This window comes from Bradyrhizobium sp. AZCC 1719 (assembly GCF_036924525.1).
GTDB lineage: Bacteria > Pseudomonadota > Alphaproteobacteria > Rhizobiales > Xanthobacteraceae > Bradyrhizobium.
The window spans coordinates 2,002,600-2,022,737 of the sequence record NZ_JAZHRU010000001.1 but is presented as its reverse complement, the minus strand read 5'-3'; the positions used below and the strand labels follow the sequence as shown (position 1 = coordinate 2,022,737).

The window sequence follows — 20,138 nt, the reverse complement described above, 5'->3', positions numbered from 1 at the left end:
CGCCCGAAGGCGCGACGAGCACCGGCCTCGCAGCAGCGAGGGCAGCGTCAACATGCCCGTTACGACCGGCCAAGACTTTCAGACCGCTCTGATTTACCGTCCAGACTCTCTTGAGATATCGCCGCGAAGCTATTGCAGATCTCAATTATCGCAGGCCCGCGCGCCGAAACCCTTCCAGATAATGTGCCTTGTCAGCCTCGTGCTCGAACGGCAGTCCGCTGGCCAGCCAGGCGAGCGAGATGTTGGGCTGGACGCAGCGGAGGCCCTCGATGGCTGCTTTGGCGGCGTCAGTGTCGCCGGCCATGCCGAGGGAGGCCGTCAGCACGCGGTGGGCGCCGACGAAGTCGGTGCGCTGCCGCAGCGCTTCACGCGACAGGCGGATCGCCTCTGCGTAATTTTTGCCGACATACTGGCAATAGGCGGCGACGCCGCAATAGATCGCGGCAAAGGGATCGCGGGGTGAGAGTTTCAGCGCCTCGCGCGCCGCGCGATCACCGTCTTCCCAGCGCCCGCGATAGGACAGCGCAACACCATAGATGCCGCGCGCCGGCGAAAAATTCGGATTGAGCCGCAGCGCCAGCTCGAATTCGGCGATGCAATCATCGAAGCGCCGGTTGAACAGATAGACGCTGGCCAGGGCATAATGCGCCCACGCGTCCTCGCTGTCGGCCCGGATCGCCGCCAGCGCCGCGCGCTCCGCCGTTGGTACGGCCCTGGACATCTCCTGCCAGCCCATATGGGCGCCGAACGTGTGGCAGGCAGCCAGCAGGCTGAGCGCCTGGCCGTAAGCAGGATCGACACTGATCGCCTTTTCCAAGAGCGCCTGCGCGACCAGATTGTCCTGCCGCGTCACGCGCCAATAATGCGATAGCGCCCGCATCACCAGATCCCAGGCATCCATGTTGTCAGGCGTCTTGCGCCGGGCCCGGAAATCTTCGGCAGCGTAGAGTTGCGGCTCGATCGCCGCGACGACTGCCTGCGTGATTTCGTCCTGCACGGCGAACACGTCGGCGAGATTGCGGTCGTAGCGCTCCGCCCAGAGGTGACTGCCGCTCGCCACGTCGACGAGCTGGGCCGTGATGCGCACATGGTCGCCGTCCTTGCGCACGCTGCCTTCGACGACATAGCCGACGCCGAGCTCCTCGCCGATCTGCTGGTGGTGGACGGATTTCCCCCGGTAGATGAACGAGGAATTCCGCGCGATCACATAGAACCAGCGTAACTTCGACAGCGCGGTGATGATGTCCTCGCTGATGCCTTCGGAAAAATATTCCTGTCCCGGCTCGCCAGAGAGATTGGCAAACGGCAGCACTGCAATCGCGGTGCGATCGAGCGCCGGGAGGGGCGGGTGCAGCGGTTCGCCGGCGAGATCGAGCGGCTGGGGCGCACCGGCACGCGCTTCGCGGCCGTTCGCGGCTTTCGGCTGCACGTCGCCGACGAAACGAAAACCTTTTCGCGCGAGCGTGCGGATCATGGTTTGATCCTTGCCGCTGTCGCCGACCGCCTTGCGCGCGGCGTTGATCCGGCTCGTCAGCGTGGATTCGGAGACGATGCGGCCGTCCCACACCTTCTCGATCAGATCGTCCTTGGTGACGACGCGGTCGCGGTTTTCGATCAGATGAACCAATAGATCGAACACCTGCGGTTCGACCGCCACGCTCTCGCCGCCGCGAGTCAACTCGCGAAGGTCGACATCCAGCACATGGTTGGAAAAGCGAAATTGCACGGCTTCATCCCGGTTAAATCGTCATAAGTCATTTCGGATCGGCACGTAATTTCCGGTCACTTTGTCCCGCACTTCTTGTTTGAGCATGATTTCCGGGCAAACGCTCCGCGTTTGTCCCGAGGGGAAGCCGGTATCGACTTTTCCGGATCATGCTCCCGGAAGAGGTAGAGCGAATTTCCCGGCGGGACCCTGTGAAAAATCTCACAGAAACAGGCATCTCACTGAAAAATCAGGGTCCCCTCAAGGCAAAATCAGCCCCGCATCACAGTCTTTAGGTCCGCCCAAGGCCATGTTTGGTTCATTGCGGCCCTCTTCCGTGGCCGCAGCATCCCAAAAGGAGACGTCGATGGCCGCCCAGAGCGCGATCGCAGCGACCCACACCCAAGCCGATTCTGCGCAAGCCGATTCCGCCCAACCTACCCCCGACCTTGCAGCCCTCAAGACGCGTCAACAGGCCGTATGGTCGTCAGGCAATTACGCCATTGTCGGCTCGACGCTGCAGATCGTCGGCGAAGAACTCTGCGAGGCGCTCGATCTCAAGGCCGGCTCAAAGGTGCTCGATGTCGCCGCCGGCAACGGCATGGCGAGCCTCGCTGCGGCTCGGCGGTGGTGCGACGTCACCTCGACCGACTACGTGCCGGCGTTGCTGGAGCGCGGTCGGGCACGCGCCGCGGCGGAAGGCATGCAAATCGAATTCAAGGAAGCCGACGCGGAAAACCTGCCGTTCGATGATAACAGTTTTGATACGGTGCTCTCCACCTTCGGCGTCATGTTCACGCCGAACCAGGACCGCGCGGCCGCCGAGCTGATGCGGGTCTGCAAGCCCAAGGGCCAGATTGGCCTGGCGAACTGGACGCCGGACGGTTTTATCGGACAGGTCTTCAGGACGCTCGGCAAATACCTACCGCCCCCGGCCGGCACCAAATCGCCGGCGCTGTGGGGCACAAGCGCGCGGCTGACCGAAATGTTCGACGCTGACGCGCGCTCGATCAGAGCGGAATCGCGCATCTTCAGGTTCCGCTATCGCTCGCCGGCGCACTTCCTCGACGTGTTCAAGACGTATTACGGCCCGGTGCTGAAAGCGTTCGCAGGCCTCGACCCGGCGAAACAGGAAGAGCTGCATAACGACCTGCATGCCCTGGTCGTTCGCATGAACCGCTCCGGCGACGGCACGATGGTCGTGCCCAGCGAATATCTCGAGGTCGTCATCACCAAGCGGTGAAACCGAGCGGGATGACGCTTCTTCGAATCGTCATCCCGCTCTGCTCGGTGATTTGAGCATGATCTCCGCGCAAACGCGTTCCGCGTTTGTCGCGAGGGAAAACCGGTGTCCACTTTTCCGGACCATCAGGAGCATTTCGATGAGCAATGTGATTGGATTCTCGCGCGCATATCGCGAGAAGGCTTGCGTCGTGGCGCTGCATTGCTCGCTGGGCTCAGGCCGCCAATGGAAGATGCTCGCCGATGAACTCGGGCGCGAGCATCCATTCTTGGCCCCTGACATCGCGGGCTATGGCACCAATAGCGGCTGTGCGGCGGATCTGCCGCTGACGCTCGCGGAGGAAGTTCGATGCCTGAGCGGCCAGCTCCACGATGCGGACGGCCCCGTCCACCTCGTCGGCCATTCCTACGGCGGCGCGATTGCGTTCAAGATCGCGACCTGCTCCCGTTTCGCGCATCGCCTGCGCAGCCTGACGCTGATCGAGCCGGTGCTGCCGACACTGCTGTGCGAGAGTGACGCGGACCGGCGGCTACACGCGCGTTTCGCAGAGGTCGCCCGTGACGTTTCCGAGGACCTCTGGAATGGATCGACGTTGGAAGCTATCGACAAGTTCGTTGAGTTCTGGAACGGGTCCGGCCCGCATGATCCGCTACCGGCCAGCGCGCGCCTGCGCATGATCGAGCGCGCCGACAAGCTCGCGTTCGATTTCACGGCGGCGTTCGCCGAAGAGAATGTCGCCACCGCGGCGGCCTCGCTTCGCGTGCCGACGCTATTGTTTTCGGGAGGGCTGTCGCCCTATCTCACCCAACGCATCGTGCAGCGGCTCGGCGCGATCATGGACTGCGCCGAGATCCGGCATTTGCCGGCCGCCGGCCATATGCTCCCGCTCACCCATGCCTCGTCCGTCAATCCCGAAATCGCGAGGCATATCGCCCGCGCGGACGAACTGGCCGGCGTTCCGCTGGCGCTCGAAACGGCGCTGGCAGAGGCCGGCAGCCGGGCGGAGGGATGACGTTCTTGGCGCTTGGCTCTCCCGCCGGCCTTCTGGTATCGGTTAAGGCCGAAACCGGGAACGAAACGCAGATGACCATCTTCCGCACTTGCGGCCTTTCACTGACGCTGGCCCCCCTGATTGCCGCAGGCTTGCTCTGCCTTTCCTCCTCCCTCGCCGCCGCCGACGACCCCGACCCCGCCGCGCCCAAGGGCGCTGCGGTCACGGTGCTCAAGGCGGCGAAGTCCTGTTTTGCCAATATCGTCGAGGTGTCCGGCACCATCATTGCGCGCGAGGAGACGCAGGTGCGGCCCGAGCGGATGGGGCTGAAGGTGGCCGAAGTGATGGTGGATGCGGGTGACAGCGTCACCGCAGGCCAGGTGCTGGCGCGGCTGAACTTGCCAGAAGGCGGGCAGATCACGGTGCAGGCGCCGGTGGCGGGCGTGATCTCGGCCACGACGGCGTCGGTCGGCGCGATGGCGGGGGCCAAGGGCGAAGCGCTGTTCTCGATCATCGCGCGCGGCGAATTCGACCTGGTCGGCATGGTGCCGACGCGCGATATCGCCAAACTGCAGGTGAACCAGACCGCGCGGATCAAGGTGATCGGCGCCGGCGAGGTCGACGGGCGGGTGCGGCGTCTCTCGACCACGGTGGAGCCGAACAGCCAGCTCGCGCAGGTGTTCGTCGGCGTCACCACCCCCCGGCGGCTGCTCGTCAATTCAAGTGGCCGCGCGCAGATCAGGACCGGGCAGAGCTGCGGCGTCGCGGTGCCGCTGACCGCGATCCTCTATGGCACCGCCGGCACCGTGGTGCAGGTGGTGCGGCGCGCGCGTGTCGAAACGCGGCGGGTGGAAACCGGGCTGATGTCGGCCGGCCAGGTCGAGATCACCTCGGGCCTGCAGGAAGGCGACATCGTGGTGGCGCGCGCCGGCGCGCTGCTGCGCGAGGGCGATCCGGTGCGGGCGGTGACGGCGAGCGCGGACGGGAAGTAGGCGGACGGGCCGTCAGATGAGAGGCTGGCCGCGGCGGCAGTGCGCTCCCTCTCCCGCTTGCGGGGGAGGGTTGGGGTGGGGGTGCCTCCGCGAATTCGGATCGATGTGAGTGCGCGGAAAGTCCCCCTCACCCGGATCGCATCTGCGATGCAACTTAGCCAAAGCTTCGCTTTGGCGTGCCGAAGGCGGCCTATGCCTCTCCCCGCAAGCTGGGCGAGGTTGCAGCGAGCTAAGCGGCGACAACACGCCTGCTACTTATGTCGATGGCTGCAAGCCAACTGCCAGCACCGATGCGGAGGCACCCCCACCCCGGCCCTCCCCCGCAAGCGGGAGAGGGGGAGCAGCGCCGTTGCGGCGGCGCTTTTCTGCGTTCGCAGGGACGACGATGTGGAGAGGTCTTGGCCTTACCCGCCGAGGCGGACGTCTTCCAGCAAGGACGACGACACCTGCGGCACCTGCTCGCCATCGGAGGCGCGGGAGATGGAGATGCGCGTCTTGTTGAAGGCGCTGGCGACGCCGGACTGCGAATTCAGGTTGTTGAGCAACTCGGTGACCAGCACGCTGTACTGGCCCTTGCCGTCGTCGGCCACCTTGCCCGGCGTGGCCGAGGTCAGGATCAGCGCGTTCTCCGGCGTGGAGATCGGGGCGAGGCCATGGGAATAGGAGCGGAAGCGGCGCTCGTAAGGATTGCGGCGGGAGGCGTCGACGACGACGAGCTTGGCGCTGGCGCCCTTCTCGGTCATCGTATCAAGCACCTGCTCGATGCTCACGCCGTCGCGGCGCACATCGGCTTCCTTCCAGATTGCGGCGTCGACCGGGATCATAAAGCTCTCGCGGCCGACCTGGACGCCGTAGCCGCCGAAGAACAGCATCGCGACCGTGTCCGGCTTGATCTTGTCTTTCAGGCGGGCGACGGCGCGGGCCATGTCGTCCTTGGTGGCGTCTTCGACCACGTCGACGTCAAACCCCTTGGCGCGAAGCGCGGCGGTGAGGCCGCGGGCGTCGTTGATCGGCTGGGACAAAGGCGCTGCGGCATCCGGATAATGGCCGTTGCCGATCACCAGGGCGACGCGGGCGGAGGTGCCGATCGCACCGGTCTGCTCGGTGCCGATCGCCTTGGCGGCGTCGAGCGAACGCTTGTTCAGCGCGGCATGGGCGCCGATCGCCAGCGACACCAGGCCGACAAACGCCACCGCAATGGTAACGGTGCGGCGGGAAATGCAGAGCTGACCAAGGTTCATTCGCGTTTCCATTCCCAAGTTTGTCCAAAGCGCCAAACAAGACCGCGCCGGTTAGTCGCGTGAGGACCGTTCAGGTTTGATGGGGTTGCCGGGTGTGTGCCGTCTAATTGCGCTCAATTTGCGGCACCGCAACAACGGTCTTTTAGCCTGTCGGGCCCTTCCGGACAACCTCATTCGACGCATGGAACCGATTGCAGCCGATTATGGAGGAGGGTTAACGCCAGGTAAGTGACCCATATCACATTGTGTTCCTCGCTAGATTTGGTTAGTTCTCAAGGGCTTGCAGGCCCATCCGGCCGGCGGTGGCTGCGTAGACTCCCATCGAGCCCGTACAGAAGCCCCGGGACTACCGGGGTTTTACGGATCGTGCTCAACGTGGCCCTCCCTTCACCGTTCCGGCGGAAAGAAACTGCATGGGCTTTTCTACCATCGCCGGCGCCGCATTTCGGGCGCTGACCGCGCGGAAAGACGGCCCGTCGCTCTACGACATCTGCGACCCCGTGCTGCTGAAATACCGCGGCGGCGACCCCCATCTGGGAAAATTCTATCGCACCGCGCTGGGCAACCCGGCGCTGCGGCCGCTGCTGCGGCGGACCGGGCACCCGGCGTTGCGCGACCAGAAGCGGCTGGGCACGTTGCAGGAGGCGCTGCGACGGGCACGCGACGATGCCGAGCCGGACTGGGCCGCGGTGGGGCAGCCGATCGCCGAACTGATGGCCGATATCAATGTCCGCCACCCCGCCCCCGGACCGGTGGCGGCACTGGGCCGCCCGCCCGATCGAAGCGAGATCGACAAGGTTATCCGCCGCTGCGGCGCGCATCTGCTCGGCTCGTTCGCCAAGAACGGCTTCATCCCGACCTATGCCGCCTTCAACCTGATCGGCGACGCCGACATGGGCGGGCGCGAGATGCTGATGGCGCTGACCGGGCTGAACTCGCGCGGCTACAAGAACTCGACGCTGCTGTTCAGCCTGGCGCGGATCTTCATCGCGCATTCGCCGGCGCGGGCGCTGATCAACCCGCCCTGGCGAGGGATCGCCGAGCCGATGTGGGAGCCGATGCAGATCCGCCACCGCTCGGCCTATTACGACGCCTTCTTCACCGAGGCGCTCTTGAGTTACGTCGAGACCGGGCTGGCGTCTTCGGACGAGGCCACGGCCTCAAGGCGCGCGATTTCGGAAATGGTCGATTTTTGCCTCAAGACCTCAGCCGAGGAAGTGCCCGCGCATAATGGCACCACCGTGAACGTGATCACGGCCCTGGCGCCGCTGCCGCATCCGCGGTTCTCAAAATTCTTCTCGCAGATCAAGCAGGATCTAGGTTTTGGCATCTACGTGCCGGACTGCGACACCACGGCGTGCTCGTTCTCGGCCGCTACACAAGCCGGCTGCACCGATCCGATCCTCGATCAGCCGTTGCTGGATTTCTATCGCGGCTACCAGGTGCGCGAGGGCGCCAACGAGCCGCGCGTCACCGTGCCCTTGAACGACAATATCGATTACGAGGGCGGCGTCGTCACCTGGATCGACAATCTCGCCGGCGACCGCCCGTATGGCAACGATCTCGATCCGACGCTCAACCTCGATATTCTCGAGGTCTCTTTCCGCAATCTGACGCGCTGGAAGATCCTCGAGACGCCGCAGCGGCTGGAGACGGTGCATCGCATCCTGGGCTTCCAGCGGCGGCTCGCCGAAAGCGGCGCGTTCAAAAATCCGCGTTCGCACATCTATTACCTGCCGGAACTGTACTCCGCCTATTTCGGCCGCTGCCATGCCGCGTTCATGGCATTGCCCGAGCCCGCGCGGCAGGCGATCGATCCGGACGGCACGTTCGCGCTGATCCGCGAGAAGGTGCTGGCCTATGTCGAGGGTGAACTGATCGCGCGCGAGATGAACCCGTTCGACGCCGCGCTGGCGCTGATGGCGCTGGCGCATCTCGGCGCCGACGTCTCGACATTTGCGCCGGCGCTGCATGTCATCGTCGCAAGTCTCGGCGAGGGCGGCAGGCACGGGCCGTATCGGGCGTACGAGTGGAACAAGATGAAGACACCGACGCGGATTCTGGTCGGCGGGCCGGAAGTGACGTCGGCGTTTGTGCTGATGGGCCTGGCGCTGGCGCGGCGGGTGATGACGAAGGGCAATGCGTGACACGGTGCTTACCCTCCCCTGGAGGGGGAGGGTGAACATCTCGCGGGAAGTTGAAAGCCATGCGACACCGCCGCTCTGGCAAGGCGGCCGCATTGTCCGCACAATCCGCCGCATTATTTCGCATCGTTCCGCTATCAGGATTGCTGATGAAACCACGGACATTGCTGCCCGCCCTTCTGCTATTGCTACTGCCCGCCACCTCACACGCGGCCGACATCACCGGCGTTCCAAAAATCCGCGAGGGCGATCAGCTCCAGATCGGCCACACGCGCATTCGCCTCGGCGGCATCGACGCGCCTGCCGTCGATCAGCTCTGCCTCAACACGAGGGCTGAGCGCTGGACCTGCGGCGCCGCCGCGCGCGACGAGCTGATCAAGCGTTTCGGGGCCAAGAGCTGGACCTGTCATACACGGGCGGTGGCGGATCGCCGCGGCCGCACGGTGGCGCGCTGCGAGGCCGACGGTGAAGACATCCAGAAATGGCTGGTGTCGAACGGCTGGGCACTGGCGCTGACGCGCCTCTCGCGCGACTACGAGGCAGACGAGAAGGCCGCGCGCGAAGCCAAGGCCGGGATGTGGCAGGGCGCGTTCATCGCACCGTGGGACTGGCGCATCCGCAACAAGAAAACCGCCGTTCTCGGCGCAGTCACGCCGCCGGAGAATGCCCGGGCGGTCCTCCTGGCCTCGGCATCCGGACCGGTGGCGCCCTCGCCCGACTGCACCATCAAGGGCAACGTCAATCGCTCCGGCGAGTGCATCTATCACCAGCCGACAAGCCGCTGGTATGCGAAGATCGAGATGAAGATCTCAAAAGGCACGCGCTGGTTCTGCTCGGTCGAGGAGGCCGAAGCTGCGGGTTGTCGGGAGACGCGGCGGTAGCGGTGCTCTTCAACCGCGCCCCGCTTGCGGGCAGAGGGAGCGGCATCTACGGTGTCCGATCAACGCATCGAAAAACGAATGCGGCGACGACGCGGCTTGCGGCGGGCAATGTTGCTCACGCTCGTCATCCTCGGCGGTTACGGCCTGCTCGCCTATCTGGTGCTGCCGGGCTTCTGGACGCATTACGAGCATCAGCGCGGGCTGACCAGCATGCCGATGGTGACGCGGACCGCGCAGGGCATTCCCGGCGATCCCGTGAATGTCGGGCTGATCGGAGACCAGCGCGACGTGGTCTGCGCGATGCATGCTGCGGGCTGGTATCCGGCCGACCGGATTACGCTGAAATCCTCGATCGAGATCATCGGCAGCGTGCTGCTCGACCGCCCCTACAAGGAGGCGCCGGTGAGCAACCTCTATTACCTCGGCCGCCGTGAGGATCTCGCCTATGAAAAACCAATCGGGAGCAGCGCCGACCGCCGCAACCATGTGCGCTATTGGAAGGTGCTGGAGAGCGGCGAGGAGAAGCGACCGGTCTGGCTGGGAGCTGCAACGGAGGATCGTGGCGTCGGCGTCAGCCGATACACCGCCGCCGTCACGCACCACATCTCGCCCGATCTCGACGCCGAGCGCGCGCTGCTTGCAACTGACCTGGAAAACGCCGGCATGGTGGACGCGAAATACCAAGTCACCGGCATCGGCCCCACGATCGCAGGGCGGAACGGCGGCGGCGACGCCTACTACACCGACGGCGAAATCTGGGTGCTGCGGCTGGTCGAAGCCTGCAGGAAGCGCGAGGGGCCTGCAGTGACGATCCCGAGTCCGCCGGCGACTGAGCTCAAGGATCAGATCTGGCGTGCGATCGCGAATGCGGTGGGGAAATGACCCGCGATGATTGTGGGGAGCGGAGCAATGAGAGCAATCAACTCTTTTTGCGGCTCTGGATTGCTTCGCTGCGCTCGCAATGACGGTTCCGATCGAATATTATCCCAACCAAACCCACACGCTTCGATTTCGCGTATCTGCCGAATAAGGAAAACCAACAAATGACCGTTCGCGCGGGCCGGGAATTTCTGGCCATCCCGGGACCTACCACCATGCCCGACGAAGTGCTGCAAGCGATGCATCGCCCGGCGCTCGACATCTATTCCGACCAGATGCTGGAATTGACCGACGGCCTGCTCGCCGATCTCTCAAAGCTGTTCGCCACCAAAGGCAAATCCTACATCTACATTGCCAACGGGCATGGCGCGTGGGAGGCGACGCTTTCCAACGTGTTGTCGCGTGGCGACAAGCTGCTGGTCCTGGAAAGCGGACGCTTTGCGATCGGCTGGGGCCAGGCGGCGGCTGCGATGGGCGCCGAGGTCGAGGTGCTCAGGGGCGACTGGCGCCGCGCGATCCGCGCGAGCGAGGTCGAGGCGCGGCTGCGGCAAGACAAGGATCACACCATCAAGGCCATCGTCGCCGTGCAGGTCGATACGGCTTCCGGCGCCTATAACGACATAGAGGCGATCGGCAAGGCGATCAAATCGACGGGTCATCCGGCGCTGTTCATGGTCGATACGGTGGCTTCGCTGGGCTGCATGCCATTCGAGATGGACGCGTGGGGTATCGATGTCGCGATGTCCGGCTCGCAGAAGGGCCTGATGACGCCGCCCGGCTTAGGCTTTGTCGCCGCCAATGACCGCGCCCGCGAGGTGCATAAAAAGGCCAACCTGCGCACGCCCTATTGGGACTGGACCGAGCGCGAGGGCAGCGAGCATTACCGCAAATATGCCGGCACTGCCCCGGTGCATCTATTGTTCGCGCTGCGCAAGGCGATCGACATGCTGCAGACGGAAGGGCTGGAGAACGCGTTTCAGCGCCATCGTTTGCTCGCCGAGGCCGTGCGTCGCGCCGTGACGGTGTGGGGCGAGGGCCAGGTGATTGGCTTCAACATCGCGGAGGCCAATGAGCGCTCGAACACGGTGACGACGGTGACCATGAACGGCCACGATCCGGCCGCGCTGCAGCGCTACTGCAAGGAGAAATGCGGCGTGGTGCTCGGCACCGGCATCGGCGATTTGTCCGGCCAGGCATTCCGCATCGCCCATATGGGCCATGTCAAATGCGCCGATGATCCTGGGCACGCTTGGCGTCGTCGAGGTCGGCCTCAACGCGCTGAACATTCCCCACGGCAAGGGCGGAACCGAAGCCGCAATCGAGTATCTCGGGGAGAACGTGGCGGCGTAAGGCTCGATCTTCAGAAGATGGGGTAACGGGCCCCGAGGCCTCCCAAGCCAGCCGCGCGACGCGCGCCTCCAAATAGCGCCGTAGCTAGCGCGGTTGGCTTGGGAGGCCTCGGGCCCGTTACCCCATCTACTCTTTCCCAACCCGCTTTTGTCCGTATACTGGCATACCAAGCCGGGCGCTGATCCGTGCAAGAACAAGAGTGGGAGTGAGACGATTGGCGTCCGTTGATTTGCGCGGCCTGACCAAGCGATTTGGCTCGCTTGCGGTGGTCGATAACGTCTCCCTGAAAATCGATCACGGACAACTGGTCTGCCTGCTGGGGCCGTCGGGCTGCGGCAAGACCACCACGCTGCGGCTGATCGCGGGCTTTCTGGAACCTTCCGACGGCGAGATCCATGTCGGCGAGCGGCTGGTGTCGTCACGCGCGCGCACGCTGCCGCCCGAACAGCGCAACATGTCGATGATCTTTCAGAGCTATGCGCTGTGGCCGCACATGACGGTGACCGAAAACATCGTCTACGGCCTGCGGCTGCGCAAGCTCGACCGCGACACCATCGCGAAAAAACTGGCGGCGATCCTCGCCACGACAAAACTCGAGGCGCTGGCGCAGCGCTATCCCGGCGAGCTCTCCGGCGGGCAGCAGCAGCGCGTGGCGCTGGCGCGCGCGTTGATCGTCGAGCCCGAGACGCTGCTGCTCGACGAGCCGCTTTCGAATCTCGACGCTAATTTGCGCGAAGAAATGCGGTTCGAAATCCGCCGCCTGCACGACGAATATCGCTACACCACCATCTACGTCACCCACGACCAGTCCGAGGCCATGACCACGGCCGACCTGATCGCGGTCATGAACGGCGGCAAGATCGACCAGCTCGGCACGCCCGAAGACATCTACGCACGGCCGGAGTCCGAATTCGTCGCCCGCTTCATCGGCGCCAGCAATGTCATCAAGGGCACCGCGCGCAACGCCAACCATGTTGCCTTCGCGGGCGCGACGCTGAAGGTGGTCGGCGCACCGCTCACGGCAGGCCAGGACGCCGTTGTCGCGATCCGCCAGCACGATATCGGGCTTTCGACGCAGGCTCCGGCTTCACTAGAGAATGTGGTCAAGGCAGTCGTCACGCGGCAGGTCTATCTCGGCGCGGTGCGGGACTACATGGTCGAGGTGGCCGACGGCACCAGTTTGCGCGCTACCACGCCGACCGAAACCAACGTGCAAAAGGGCAGCGAGGTCTGGCTGACGCTGCCGTCCGAGCGCTGCCGGGCGCTGAGCCGATAGCCACGAAACGAGACGGGAGGACGCGATGAGGGGACGAAAGCTTTCAAGACGCGACATCCTGCAAAGCTCGGCGGCGCTGGCGGTTGGCACGGTATTCGCCTCCCTTGTTCGCGCCCAGGCGCCGGAGCCGGTCGCGATCACGCCGGCGCTGGTGGAGGCGGCGAAGAAGGAAGGCAAGCTGATCTTTTATTCGTCGATGGACCTGCCGGTCGGCGAAAAGCTCGGCAAGGCATTTGAGGCCGCCTTTCCGGGCGTAACCATCCAGATCGAGCGTTCCGGTTCGGAGCGACTGTTTCAACGTATCGACCAGGAATTTGCGAGCAACATTCGCGCCGCCGACATCGTCAACTCCTCCGACGCCTCGCACTTCATCAGTTGGAAGAAGAACGGCTGGCTGATGCCGTTCGTGCCGGAGGACATCGCAAAACATTTTCCGGAGAGCTATCGCGATCCCGACGGCATGTTTGCGACCTCGCGGGTGTGGCTGTCGTCGATCGCCTACAATACCAACCTCGTCAAAGCGGAAGACGCGCCGAAGAGTTTTGCCGACCTGCTCGACGCCAAATGGGCGGGCAAGATGGTCAAGGCCCACCCGGCTTATAGCGGCACCATCATGACCGCGACGTTTCAGCTCGTTCGCGAACTCGGCTGGGAATACATGGAAAAGCTGGCGAAGCAGCGCGTGATGCAGGTGCAGTCGTCGACCGATCCGCCGAAGAAACTGTCGCTTGGCGAGCGCGCGGTGATGGCCGACGGCAACGAATACGGCATCGTGCTGTTGAAGGAAGCCGGCCAGCCGGTCGAGCCGATCTACCCGACCGAGGGCACGCCGACGATTTCGGGGCCGACCGGCATCTTCAAGAGCGCGCAGCATCCCAATGCCGCGAAGTTGTTTCAGGCATGGCTACATACGCGCGAGACGCAACAATTCTTCATCGATTTCAGCGCGCAATATTCGGTGCACGCACAGGTGCAGTCGAAGCCAGGCCGGCGGAAGATCTCCGACATCAAGCTGATGAAGGAGGATGCCGAGGGCGTGGAGAAGATGACGGAAGAAATCAAGACGCGCTATGCGCGGCTGTTCAGGGTTTGAGGATGGGCGGCCACCTCCACCGCCGTCATTCCGGGATGGTCCGAAGGACCAGACCCGGAATCTCGAGATTCTCGGGTGCGCAACTGCGCACGATAGTTCGATGCTCCGCATCGCCCCGGAATGACGGAGAAAATCTGAAATGACCACCATCACCGCCACCGACGCTCCAAAATCGCGCATCGACCTCACCCGCCCGATCCTGTGGCTGTTCGCAGCCTTCATGATCGTGCTGATCGTGCTGCCGCTGTCGTGGCTGGCGGTCTTTGCATTCACCGACAAGGCGCGGCATCCGACGCTGCAGAATTTCGTCACGCTGTTCACCGACCCCGCTTTCCTCGATCCATTGCTGACGACGGCGATCATCGCCACCACTTCGGCGGTGGCCTGCTGCCTTGTCGCCGCCCCGATCGGCTGGCTGGTGTCGCGCACGGACATGCCGGGGCGGCAGATCATCCGCGCGCTAGTGACGGCTTCCTTCGTGACACCGCCGTTTCTGGGCGCGGTGGCCTGGGAACTGCTGGCGGCGCCCAATAGCGGCATGCTGAATCAGCTCTATCGTTACCTCACCGGCGCCGAAGATCCCTTGTTCGACATCTATTCGCTGACCGGGCTGATCTTTGTGATCTCCTGCTACACGTTTCCATTTGTGTTCGTGCTGGTCGCCAATGCGCTCGACAACATGCCGGGCGAACTGGAAGACGCCTCCGCCATTCTCGGCGGCAAGGCCTGGACCACGGCGCGACGCGTCACGATTCCGCTCGCGCTGCCGGCGCTGGTCGCCGGCGCGCTGATCGCGTTCCTGCAGGCGATGACGCTGTTCGGGTCGCCTGCGATCCTGGCGCTGCCGGCCGGCTTCCACACCATGACGACGAAGATCTGGAGCCTGTTCCAGTATCCGCCAAAGCTCGAACTAGCTGCTGCCGCCGCCGTGCCGCTGCTGGTGCTGACGATCCTGCTGCTGCAGGGCCAGAAATTTTTGCTCGGCCGCCGCGGCTACTCCGTGCTCGGCGGCAAATATGGCCCGCCGCGGCCGATCGAAATGGGGCCATGGCGTTGGGCCGCGCTGGCGTTCTGCCTCCTCGTGCTGCTCAACCCGGTGTTCCTGCCCTATTTCGCGCTGCTCAACGCGGCGTTCTCGCCGAACGCGACCACGCTGGTGACGCCGTCGACGGCGACGCTGCATAACGTCGTCTTCGTTTTCACCGAATTGTCGTCGACCCGGCTTGCCCTGAAGAACACGGTGATCCTGGGTGCATCGACGGCGACGATCGGCACGATTCTCGCGCTCGTGGTCGCCTATGTCACGACCCGCCGCGTGATCGCGAGCCATCGCATGCTCGGCTTTCTCGCCACCGCCCCGGTGGCCGTGCCCGGCATCGTGCTCGGCGTCGGATTGTTCTTGAGCTACACGCGGCCGCCCTTCGTGCTCTATGGCACGCTGTGGATCCTGCTGCTGGCATTTCTCACCATCAACCTCCCTTCGGCCTATCAGCAATTGCAGGCGGCGTTCGCGACCATTCATCCCGAACTGGAGGACGCCAGCCGCATTCTCGGCGCGAGCCGGCTGCAATCGCTGCGCCAGATCACCGCGCCCTTGTTGCGCACCGGCGTGATCGCGACCTGGTGCTTCATCTTCATCGGCGTGATGCGGGAGTTATCTGCGGCGATCGTGCTGTTCACCTCGCAGACCAAGGTGCTGTCGGTTTTGATCTACGACCTCAACGAAAGCGGCGACCTCGCCGCGATCTCGGTGCTTGGCATCGCGATGCTGGTGATCACCTTTACGGTGGTGCTCGCGGTGAACCGGATCCCGATGTTCGGCGGCGGCGCCGGGGCGAAGTTGCGGAACAGTTAGAGAATCGTAGGGTGGGCAAAGCGCAGCGTGCCCACCATTCAAGCCGACCGCGGGGATAGACGGTGGGCACGCGGAGCCTGTCATCGGGCGCGCATTCGCGCGACCCGGTGGCTTTGCCCACCCTACGGATCGCATCTGGTAATCCGGCCATTCAGCCCGATATAAGCACGATCATTGAGCCATACGAGGACAGCGTGACACAAGACGCCGCCAAGAAGCCCGTTCAGACCGCCCCCATCGCCCCGCGCCGACCGCATACTTTCACCACGCACGGCATCACCGTGCAGGACGACTATGCCTGGCTGAAGGACCCGAAATGGCAGGACGTGCTGCGCGACCCCTCGATCCTCGACCCGGACATCCGCAAATATCTGGAAGCCGAGAACGATTACACCGAGAGCCTGCTCGGCCACACCGCCGTCCTGCAGAAGAAGCTGGTCGCGGAAATGCGCGGACGGATCAAGGAGGACGATTCCAGCGTGCCGTCGCCGGACGGCCCGTTCGCCTATTTGCGAAAATTCCGCGAGGGCGGGCAGCATGAAATGTTCGGCCGCACGCAGCGTGATGGCGGCGCGGTAAGAATCGTGCTCGACGGCGACGCCCTCGCCAAGGACCATGAGTATTTCAAGTTCGGCGGCGCGCGGCATTCGCCTGACCATAGACTGCACGCGTGGAGCGCCGATACCAAGGGCTCGGAATACTTCTCGATCCGCGTGCGCGACTGGGAGACCGGGCTCGACCGCGACGATCTTGTCGAGGAGACCGACGGCGGCATCGTCTGGAGCAAGGATTGCCAAAGCTTCTTCTATGTCAAACTCGACGACAACCATCGTCCGATGCAGGTGTGGCGGCACCGGATGGGCACCAAGCAGGCCGACGATACGCTGGTCTATGAAGAAAAGGATTCCGGCTGGTTCACCCATCTGCACGAGAGCTCTTCGGGGCGCTTCTGCGTGATCGCCGGCGGCGATCATGAGACCTCGGAACAGCGACTGATCGATCTTGCCAATCCCGAAGCGCCGCCGCGGCTGGTGGCGGCTCGCGAGGAAGGCGTGCAGTATTCGATCGCCGACCGCGGCGATGTATTGTTCATTCTCACCAATGCGGATGACGCGATCGACTTCAAGGTCGTCACAGCGCCGCTCGCCTCGCCCGAGCGCGCCAACTGGCGCGATTTGATTCCGCATCGCGCCGGCATCTATGTGCTCGATGTCGAACTCTATGCCGGCCATATGGTGCGGCTGGAGCGCGCCAATGCGCTGCCCGCGATCATTATCCGCGATCTCGGCAACAACGAGGAACATGCCATCGCCTTCGACGAGGCGGCGTATTCGCTCGACACCATGGGCAGCTACGAATTCGAAACCACCAATCTGCGGTTTTCCTATTCGTCAATGACGACGCCGTCGGAAGTCTATGACTACGACATGGCCAAGCGAACGCGCGTCCTGCGCAAGCGGCAGGAGATTCCGTCAGGCCATGACCCGGCCGACTATGTCACCACGCGGATCATGGCGACGTCGCATGACGGTGCGTTAGTGCCGGTCTCGATCCTGCACCGCAAGGACCTCGTGCGCGACGGTCGCGCGCCGCTCTTGCTCTACGGCTACGGCTCCTACGGCATGGCAATGCCGGCCTCGTTCTCAACCAACCGGCTGTCGCTGGTCGATCGCGGCTTTGTCTATGCGATCGCGCATATCCGCGGCGGCGCGGACAAAGGCTGGGGCTGGTATCTCGACGGCAAGCGCGAGAAGAAGACCAATTCATTCGACGATTTCGCCGCCGCGGGCCGCGCCCTGATCGAAGCAAAATACACCAGCGCCAAACGCCTCGTCGGCCATGGCGGCAGCGCCGGCGGCATGCTGATGGGAGCTAGCGCTAACCGGGCGGGCGAATTGTTTGCCGGCATCGTCGCCGAAGTGCCGTTCGTCGATGTGTTGAATACCATGCTCGACGACACGCTGCCGCTGACGCCACCGGAATGGCCGGAATGGGGCAACCCGATCGAGAGCGAAAAGGATTTTCGCACCATATTGTCGTACTCACCCTACGACAATATCGCGGCGAAGGAATATCCCGCTGTGCTCGCGATGGGCGGATTGACCGATCCGCGCGTCACCTATTGGGAGCCGGCGAAATGGATCGCGCGGTTGCGCGCAACCATGACCGGCGGCGGGCCGGTGCTGTTGCGCACCAACATGGGCGCCGGCCACGGCGGCGCGTCGGGCCGGTTCAACCGGCTCGATGAAGTCGCGATCGCCTATGCGTTCGCGCTGTGGGCGGTGGGGCTGGCGGAGAAGGGTGAGGTTTGAGACACTCGTGTCCCGGACGCGGTGCAGCGTGCAACGCTGCGCCGGAACCCATGTCAACTGATGCCGACCGGATAGATGGGCCCCGGCTCTGCAGCGCAACGCTTCGCGCTGCGCTGCGTCCGGGGCACGCAATCACCGCCCGTTCTTCTTTCGCCACTCCGCGAAATCGGTCAGCGTCTGCGGGTCGGTCGCTGGATATAGGCCGAGGATACTGCGGCCGTTCTGGACCTGCTCGGTGACGAAATCCTCGAACGCGGTCATCTCGACCGCCTCGTCGGCGATTTCGTCGACCAGATGCGCAGGGATCACGATCACCCCGTCGGCATCGCCAAGAATAACGTCGCCGGGAAACACCGGCGCGTCGCCGCAGCCGATCGGGACGTTGATCTCGATCGCCTGATGCAGCGTGAGATTGGTCGGCGCGCTCGGGCGGTGGTGATAGGCGGGGAAACCGAGCTTTGCGATCTCCGCGGAGTCGCGAAAGCCGCCATCGGTGATGACGCCGGCGCAGCCGCGCTGCATCAGCCGCGTCACCAGGATGGCGCCGGCGGACGCGGCGCGGGCGTCCTTGCGGCTGTCCATCACCAGCACCGCGCCCGGCGGGCAATCCTCGATCGCCTTGCGCTGCGGGTGGCTGCGGTCGCGGAACACGTCGATCTTGTTGAGGTCCTCGCGCGCCGGCATGTAGCGCAAGGTAAAGGCTTCGCCGACCAACACCGGTTGATCGGGCCCTAAGGGGTGCACATCCTGGATCATCTGGATGCGGAAGCCGCGCTTGAACAGCGCGGTGGCGACAGTGGCCGTGGAGACGGTTTTGAGTTTGTTGCGGGTGGCGTCGCTCAGTTTTGTCATTGTCATTTATCCCGGTTGATCGTCATTCCGGGGCGATGCGTCAGCATCGAACCCGGAATCTCGAGGTTCTCAGGTGCGCAATTGCGCACCATAGTTCGCTTCGCGCCCCGGAACGACAGATGCCTCACACCGCCCCGTGCGACTCCACATACAGCGCATAGACCGAGTGGCAGCTTGTCATGTAGAGGCGGTTGTTCTTCGGGCCGCCGAAGCTGAGATTGGCGCAGCGCTCGGGCAGGCGGATATGCGCGAGCGGCTTGCCGGCCGGGCTGAACACCATCACGCCGTCGAGATCCTCCGGCTTGCCTTTGAGCTGATACACCCGGCGGCCGCCGACCTCCGTCGGCTCGGGCTGCAGCGCGCCGTTGGAGCCCCAGCCGCACCACAGATTGCCGTCGCGGTCGACGCGAAAACCGTCGAGCGCGCCCTGATCCGCGGCGTCGATCAGCTTGGTCTTGTTGCCCACTGTGCCATCATCGTTGACATCAAAGCTCCAGATGCTGCGGTTTGGCGTACCCTTCCATTCCACGACATAGAGTTTTTTCTCGTCCGGCGAGAACGCCAGGCCATTGGGATTGAAGATGTCGGTGATAACGGCGGTGAGCTTGCCGTCCTTGGTCAGGCGATAGACGTTGGTAGTCGCCTGCTCGGGCTTTTCCTTCTTGCCTTCCCACTCGCCGTTGATGCCGAACAAGGGATCGGTGAACCAGATGGTGTCGTCGGACTTCACCACGATGTCGTTCGGCGCGTTCAGCCGCTTGCCCTCGAACTTGTCGGCCAGCACGGTGATCTTGCCGTCCTTCTCGGTGCGGGTGACGCGACGGGTGACCGAATGCTCGCAGGTGAGGAGGCGGCCCTGACGATCGCGGGCGTTGCCGTTGGGCGTAGTTGGCATTGGTGCGGAAGACCGAGGTCTGGTTGGTCTTCTCGTCGAACTTCATGATGCGGTTGTTGGGGATGTCGGAGAACAAGAGATAGCCACCTTCCGGAAAATACGCCGGGCCTTCGGCCCAGCGCATGCCGGTCGCGACCTGTTCAATGGTCGAGGAGTAGATCCGGTACTTTGCAAAGCTGGGATCGAGGATCTGCACGGCGGGATCGGGATAGCGCTGGTTCGGCGTGAACGGGAACGATTGCGCGAGCGCGGTGCGGGACAGAAGTGACGAAGCTGCCGCGGCCCCGGCCGCGGCGAGTAGGTTACGTCGTGTAAAAGTCATCGGTCGCCCTCCCTAGAATGCTTTTGTTTGACACCGGCGTTGCTTACCGGGCCTCTCGTTTGTCTTCCGGGGTGATGCGTCAGCATCGAACCCGGAATCTCGAGGTT

At 64.0% G+C, this 20,138-nt stretch carries 13 protein-coding genes and 2 pseudogenes; 11 read left to right on the top strand and 4 right to left on the bottom strand.

All coding sequences use genetic code 11. From position 1 onward, the window contains the following. Positions 1–145: 145 nt before the first annotated feature. Positions 146–1,726 carry a winged helix-turn-helix domain-containing tetratricopeptide repeat protein gene (locus V1292_RS09640; RefSeq protein ID WP_334372089.1) on the bottom strand — a complete coding sequence of 527 codons (1,581 nt, stop codon included), beginning with the start codon at positions 1,724–1,726 and terminating at the stop codon, positions 146–148. A 346-nt stretch (positions 1,727–2,072) separates the two neighbouring features. On the opposite strand from V1292_RS09640, the gene V1292_RS09635 reads away from it, so the two are divergent. The 3 genes from V1292_RS09635 to V1292_RS09625 all read left to right on the top strand — a co-directional run bounded on the left by V1292_RS09635 (position 2,073) and on the right by V1292_RS09625 (position 4,931). Beyond that, on the top strand, positions 2,073–2,948 hold the full coding sequence (locus V1292_RS09635; protein ID WP_334372088.1) for a class I SAM-dependent methyltransferase: 876 nt from the start codon (positions 2,073–2,075) through the stop codon (positions 2,946–2,948). A gap of 139 nt (positions 2,949–3,087) precedes the next feature. Then, positions 3,088–3,960 (top strand): alpha/beta fold hydrolase, encoded by an 873-nt coding sequence (locus tag V1292_RS09630; protein WP_334372086.1) that lies wholly within the window; start codon positions 3,088–3,090, stop codon positions 3,958–3,960. A gap of 71 nt (positions 3,961–4,031) precedes the next feature. Further along, positions 4,032–4,931 carry an efflux RND transporter periplasmic adaptor subunit gene (locus V1292_RS09625; protein WP_334372085.1) on the top strand — a complete coding sequence of 300 codons (900 nt, stop codon included), beginning with the start codon at positions 4,032–4,034 and terminating at the stop codon, positions 4,929–4,931. A 404-nt stretch (positions 4,932–5,335) separates the two neighbouring features. Here V1292_RS09625 and V1292_RS09620 read toward each other — a convergent pair whose 3' ends face one another. After that, on the bottom strand, positions 5,336–6,172 hold the full coding sequence (locus V1292_RS09620; RefSeq protein ID WP_065747804.1) for a caspase family protein: 837 nt from the start codon (positions 6,170–6,172) through the stop codon (positions 5,336–5,338). A 413-nt stretch (positions 6,173–6,585) separates the two neighbouring features. On the opposite strand from V1292_RS09620, the gene V1292_RS09615 reads away from it, so the two are divergent. The 8 genes and pseudogenes from V1292_RS09615 (at position 6,586) to V1292_RS09580 (ending at position 17,962) form a co-directional block, all read left to right on the top strand. Then, positions 6,586–8,319: a hypothetical protein gene (locus V1292_RS09615; RefSeq protein WP_334372082.1), complete on the top strand. Its 1,734-nt coding sequence runs from the start codon at positions 6,586–6,588 to the stop codon at positions 8,317–8,319. A 146-nt stretch (positions 8,320–8,465) separates the two neighbouring features. Continuing rightward, the gene (locus tag V1292_RS09610; RefSeq protein WP_334372081.1) at positions 8,466–9,197 is read left to right on the top strand and encodes a thermonuclease family protein; all 732 of its coding nucleotides are present in this window, start codon (positions 8,466–8,468) and stop codon (positions 9,195–9,197) included. Between the two features lie 78 nt (positions 9,198–9,275). Then, positions 9,276–10,079 (top strand): LssY C-terminal domain-containing protein, encoded by an 804-nt coding sequence (locus V1292_RS09605; RefSeq protein ID WP_334372080.1) that lies wholly within the window; start codon positions 9,276–9,278, stop codon positions 10,077–10,079. Between the two features lie 161 nt (positions 10,080–10,240). Continuing rightward, positions 10,241–11,426: pseudogene (locus tag V1292_RS09600) on the top strand (pyridoxal-phosphate-dependent aminotransferase family protein). A gap of 214 nt (positions 11,427–11,640) precedes the next feature. Beyond that, entirely contained in the window at positions 11,641–12,702 is a 1,062-nt protein-coding gene (locus V1292_RS09595; RefSeq protein WP_334372078.1) for an ABC transporter ATP-binding protein, read from the top strand. Positions 12,703–12,727: 25 nt separating this feature from the next. Continuing rightward, positions 12,728–13,795: an ABC transporter substrate-binding protein gene (locus V1292_RS09590; RefSeq protein WP_334372076.1), complete on the top strand. Its 1,068-nt coding sequence runs from the start codon at positions 12,728–12,730 to the stop codon at positions 13,793–13,795. Between the two features lie 139 nt (positions 13,796–13,934). Next, on the top strand, positions 13,935–15,650 hold the full coding sequence (locus V1292_RS09585) for an ABC transporter permease (protein ID WP_334372074.1): 1,716 nt from the start codon (positions 13,935–13,937) through the stop codon (positions 15,648–15,650). A 194-nt stretch (positions 15,651–15,844) separates the two neighbouring features. Then, positions 15,845–17,962 (top strand): S9 family peptidase, encoded by a 2,118-nt coding sequence (locus tag V1292_RS09580; protein ID WP_334372073.1) that lies wholly within the window; start codon positions 15,845–15,847, stop codon positions 17,960–17,962. A 132-nt stretch (positions 17,963–18,094) separates the two neighbouring features. Here the strand turns inward: V1292_RS09580 and V1292_RS09575 are convergent, their stop codons facing one another. Then, positions 18,095–18,814, bottom strand: a complete 720-nt coding sequence (locus V1292_RS09575) for a ribonuclease activity regulator RraA (RefSeq protein WP_334372071.1) — start codon at positions 18,812–18,814, stop codon at positions 18,095–18,097. 124 nt (positions 18,815–18,938) lie between these two features. Beyond that, positions 18,939–20,031, bottom strand: a pseudogene (locus V1292_RS09570) (SMP-30/gluconolactonase/LRE family protein). Positions 20,032–20,138: the final 107 nt, after the last annotated feature.

Excerpts from the sequence above, each read along its gene's own strand:
- V1292_RS09575 (WP_334372071.1), bottom strand. The coding sequence starts at position 18,814 with ATGACAAAACTGAGCGACGCCACCCGCAACAAACTCAAAACCGTCTCC.
- V1292_RS09585 (WP_334372074.1), top strand. The coding sequence starts at position 13,935 with ATGACCACCATCACCGCCACCGACGCTCCAAAATCGCGCATCGACCTC.
- V1292_RS09620 (WP_065747804.1), bottom strand. The coding sequence starts at position 6,172 with ATGAACCTTGGTCAGCTCTGCATTTCCCGCCGCACCGTTACCATTGCG.
- V1292_RS09630 (WP_334372086.1), top strand. The coding sequence starts at position 3,088 with ATGAGCAATGTGATTGGATTCTCGCGCGCATATCGCGAGAAGGCTTGC.
- V1292_RS09610 (WP_334372081.1), top strand. The coding sequence starts at position 8,466 with ATGAAACCACGGACATTGCTGCCCGCCCTTCTGCTATTGCTACTGCCC.
- V1292_RS09615 (WP_334372082.1), top strand. The coding sequence starts at position 6,586 with ATGGGCTTTTCTACCATCGCCGGCGCCGCATTTCGGGCGCTGACCGCG.
- V1292_RS09625 (WP_334372085.1), top strand. The coding sequence starts at position 4,032 with ATGACCATCTTCCGCACTTGCGGCCTTTCACTGACGCTGGCCCCCCTG.
- V1292_RS09605 (WP_334372080.1), top strand. The coding sequence starts at position 9,276 with ATGCGGCGACGACGCGGCTTGCGGCGGGCAATGTTGCTCACGCTCGTC.
- V1292_RS09635 (WP_334372088.1), top strand. The coding sequence starts at position 2,073 with ATGGCCGCCCAGAGCGCGATCGCAGCGACCCACACCCAAGCCGATTCT.
- V1292_RS09590 (WP_334372076.1), top strand. The coding sequence starts at position 12,728 with ATGAGGGGACGAAAGCTTTCAAGACGCGACATCCTGCAAAGCTCGGCG.